General features: G+C 69.6%; 3 protein-coding genes. All 3 read right to left on the minus strand.

Going from position 1 to position 3,697, the window contains the following annotated elements:
* Positions 1-246 precede the first annotated feature (246 nt).
* The 3 genes from IJH84_RS16365 to IJH84_RS16375 all read right to left on the minus strand — a co-directional run bounded on the left by IJH84_RS16365 (position 247) and on the right by IJH84_RS16375 (position 3,505).
* Positions 247-996, minus strand: a complete 750-nt coding sequence (locus IJH84_RS16365; protein ID WP_295145922.1) for a glucose 1-dehydrogenase — start codon at positions 994-996, stop codon at positions 247-249.
* 8 nt (positions 997-1,004) lie between these two features.
* Complete coding sequence (locus IJH84_RS16370; RefSeq protein WP_295145926.1) at positions 1,005-2,513, minus strand: aldehyde dehydrogenase; 1,509 nt, start codon at positions 2,511-2,513, stop codon at positions 1,005-1,007.
* A 95-nt stretch (positions 2,514-2,608) separates the two neighbouring features.
* A complete protein-coding gene (locus IJH84_RS16375; protein WP_295145928.1) occupies positions 2,609-3,505 on the minus strand; it encodes a 3-oxoacyl-ACP reductase in 897 nt (298 codons plus the stop codon).
* Positions 3,506-3,697 lie beyond the last annotated feature (192 nt).

Consider the following 3,697-nt stretch of genomic DNA (forward strand, 5'->3'; position numbering starts at 1 on the left):
AACCTCAGCGGCTCCCTCGCTCCGGGATCGATTTCTGACGTATGCCCATACGCGGCGAAATCGCTGTCCTCGCGAGGAAGCCGCTGAGAACCCGCCGCGGTGCCGGTTGCTGGCATGGTCACTGCTCAGCGGCTCCGCCGCTGACAAGACAAGACCGAAAATCATACTGAAACGACTCCTGCGAAGCGTTCGTTGCTACGGGTCGAGCAATGGCACTGATGCCTTTCGTCGCAGCGGGTTGCAGTGCTATCGGGACAGCGAGTGCGTGGCGGTGGCGCCGCCGTCGGCGACGAATTCGGCGCCGGTGGAGTACGAGCTCTCGTCGCTGGCGAGGAAAACCGCCAGCTGCGCGATCTCGTCGGGTTGCCCGACCCGCTTGAGCGCGACCCGGGCGCCGACGTGGTCGTTCATCTCGGGTCCGCCCAAGCTGCGCACCATGTCGGTGTCGATCATCCCGGGGTGCACCGAGTTCACCCGGATGCCGCGCTCGCCGAGTTCCATCGCGGCGACCTTGGTCATCCCGCGGATGGCGAACTTGCTGGCGGTGTAGGCGATCGTGAACGGCATCCCGCCCAGGCCCTCCACAGAGGACACGTTGATGATCGAGCCGCCCGCGGGCATCGAGCTCAGCACCGCGCGCATCCCGAGGAAGGTGCCGATCTGGTTGATCCGCACGACCCGCTCGTAGTCGGCCAGCGCGGTCTCGCCGAGTTCGGCGAAGTGCAGCACTCCGGCGTTGTTGAGCAGCACGTCGACCGGCCCGAACGCGGACTCGGCCGCGCGCACCGCGACCGGCCATTCGTCCTGTTCGGACACGTCGAGGTGCTCGAAGCGCGCGCTCTCGCCGAGTTCGTCGGCCAGCGCCTTGCCCGGCTCGTCGGCCACGTCGGCGAGCAGCACGCTCGCGCCCTCCGCGACGAAGCGCCGCGCGGCGGCCGCGCCCTGACCTCCCGCCGCGCCGGTGATGATCGCGGTCTTTCCTTGCAAACGCGCCATAACGGGACTCACATCATCTCGTCGGTCAACGGCATGAGCACCGTTTTGACTTCGGTGTAGGACTCGAAGGAGCTGCGGCCGCCTTCCCGGCCCAGCCCGGACTGCTTGTATCCGCCGAACGGCAGGTGCGGCTCGACCTGGAACCCGTTGATGCCGACCGTCCCGGCGCGCAACCTGCGCGAGACCCGGAACGCGCGCTGCGCGTCCGCGGTGAAAACGCCCGCGCCGAGGCCGTATTCGGTGTCGTTGGCCAGCCGCACGGCTTCGTCCTCGTCCGAGAACGGCACGACCGAGAGCACCGGCCCGAAGATCTCCTGCTGGGCGATGCCCATCTTGTTGTCCACGTCCGCGAAGATCGCCGGGTTCACGAAGTTCCCGGCACCGAGTTCGCCGTCCGGCCGATCGCCGCCGCTGATCAGCCGGGCGCCGTCCTGCTTGCCGGATTCGACGAAGCCCAGCACCCGGTGCAGCTGCTTGTCGTTGATCAGCGGGCTGGAGAGCACGGCCGGGTCGAACGGGTCGCCGTAGGTGACCGAACCCGCGATCATCTCGGCCGCGGTCAGGAACTCGTCGTAGACGTCGCGGTGCACCAGCGCCCTGCTGCACACCACGCATCCCTGCCCGGACAACCCGAGCGTCACCATGCCCATCGCGGTCATCCCGGCCAGCGAGGCGTCGGTGTCCGGGAAGACGATGGCGGGGCTCTTCCCGCCGAGTTCCAGCGAAACCCGCTTCAGCGTGGCCGCGGAGACCTCGACGATGCGCCTGCCGACCTCGCGGCTGCCGGTGAAGCTGATCTTGTCCACCAGCTCGTGGCCGATCAGCGCTCCGCCGGTGGGTTCGCCGGTGCCGGTGACGACGTTGACCACGCCGTCCGGCACGCCGGCATCGGCGAGCAGTTCCACCATCCGCAGCACGACGAACGTCGCGTACTCGGACGGTTTGAGCACGACCGTGCAGCCCGCCGCCAGCGCGGGAGCGAGTTTCTGGGCGTAGAGCAGGAAAGGCGCGTTCCACGGCAGGATCGCGGCGGCCACGCCGATCGGTTCCCGCAGCGTCATCGCGAGGTGCTCGCCGCCCTGATAACCGGGCAGCGTCTCACCACCGGCCTTGTCGATCCAGCCCGCGTGGTGGTCGAAGACGTCCGCGGCGGCCTCCACCGAAGCCGCGTAGACGTTGCCGAACGACAGCGGAACTCCGTTGTCGAGCGCTTGCAGCCCGCGCAGCTCGTCGGCGTTCTCGCGCAGCAGATCCGCGTAGCGGTGCAGGATTTTCACGCGCTGCCCGGCTGGCAGGTTCGGCCAAGGCCCTTCGTCGAAGGCGCGGCGCGCGGCGCGGACCGCTTCGTCGACGTCCTCGGCATCGGCGACCGGGAACGTACCCACCGGTTCCTGCGTCGCCGGGTGCAGATGCGTCCACGTCTTGCCGGAGCGGGCCTGCCGCCACTGGCCGTCCACGAACAACGAGCCGTCCTGCAGCCCCACCTGTGCGCGATGCTGTTGCACGGTCAGCGACATCGTTGTCACTCCTGTCGGTCGTCCGGCGCGGGTTGCCCGTGGCGCGGGATCCGCGGCACCGCCGGAAGTTCTCCGCCGCGCGCCTGCCTGCTGCGCTAGCCCAGCGAGAGCAGGTCGGTGCTGGAGAACATGCCGTCTCCGCGGTCGGCGAAGTAGCCGCCGACCACCTCCGCGAGTTCCGCGGTGCTCCAGGTATCGCCTGCCGCGTCGAACCGCTGCTCGATCTTCGGCGGCGCCATCAGCGCGACTTTCCCGCCGTGCACGACGAAAACCTGCCCGTTGATGGCGTCGGCCGCGGGTGCGGCCAGGTAGCTGACGAACGGCGCCACGTGCTCGGTGGACAGCGGATCGACCCCGGTTTCCGGAGCGGGGCCGAAGATCTGGTCGGTCATCGCCGTCCGCGCACGCGGGCAGATCGCGTTCGCCCGCACGCCGTAGCGCGCCAGCGCGCGAGCCGTGGAAACCGTCAGCGAGGCGATGCCCGCCTTCGCCGCGGCGTAGTTCGGCTGGCCTTCGGCGCCGAACAGGAACGCCTCCGACGCGGTGTTCACGATCCGCCCGTACACCGCCGACCCGGTGTCCTTGGACTGCTGGCGCCAGTGCGCCGCGGCCCCGCGGCAGACCAGGAAGTGCCCGCGCAGGTGCACCCGGATGACGTCGTCCCACTCCTGGTCGCTCATCTTGAAGACCATGCGGTCGCGCAGCAGGCCGGCGTTGTTCACCACGACGTGCAGTCCGCCGAAGCGCTGCACCGCGGTCGAGAGCAGCTCGTCGGCCACGGCCTGTTCGCTGATGTCGCCGCGCACGGCGGCGGCTTTGCCGCCTGCCTCCTCGATCTCGCCGACCACCGCGTCCGCGGCCGCCGAGACGTCGTTGACCACCACGTCCGCACCGGCGCCCGCCAGCGCGAGCGCTTCCGAACGGCCGAGCCCGGCGCCCGCGCCGGTCACCACGGCGACCTTGCCGCGCAGGCCCAACGCCTGACTGTCCACTGTAGAACTCCTTCGTCGCGGGTTTCGCGGTTGCGCACCGCCGCGGCGGTTCGTGCGCGGAGCACGGCCGCGGCGAACGGCGGCCGGACTCCACTAGTCGAAAGTGACGATCTGGCGGACCAAGGCGGCATCACCGCTGCTCAGCGCGCTCAGCCCGTCGTTGATGTCGGAAAGGGCGATCCGCCTGCTCAC

It is taken from the genome of Saccharopolyspora sp. (assembly GCF_017434145.1).
Lineage (GTDB): Bacteria > Actinomycetota > Actinomycetes > Mycobacteriales > Pseudonocardiaceae > Saccharopolyspora_C > Saccharopolyspora_C galaxeae.

Bases quoted from the DNA above. Each gene is read 5' to 3' on its own strand.
- IJH84_RS16370 (WP_295145926.1), bottom strand. From the start codon at position 2,513: ATGTCGCTGACCGTGCAACAGCATCGCGCACAGGTGGGGCTGCAGGAC.
- IJH84_RS16365 (WP_295145922.1), bottom strand. From the start codon at position 996: ATGGCGCGTTTGCAAGGAAAGACCGCGATCATCACCGGCGCGGCGGGA.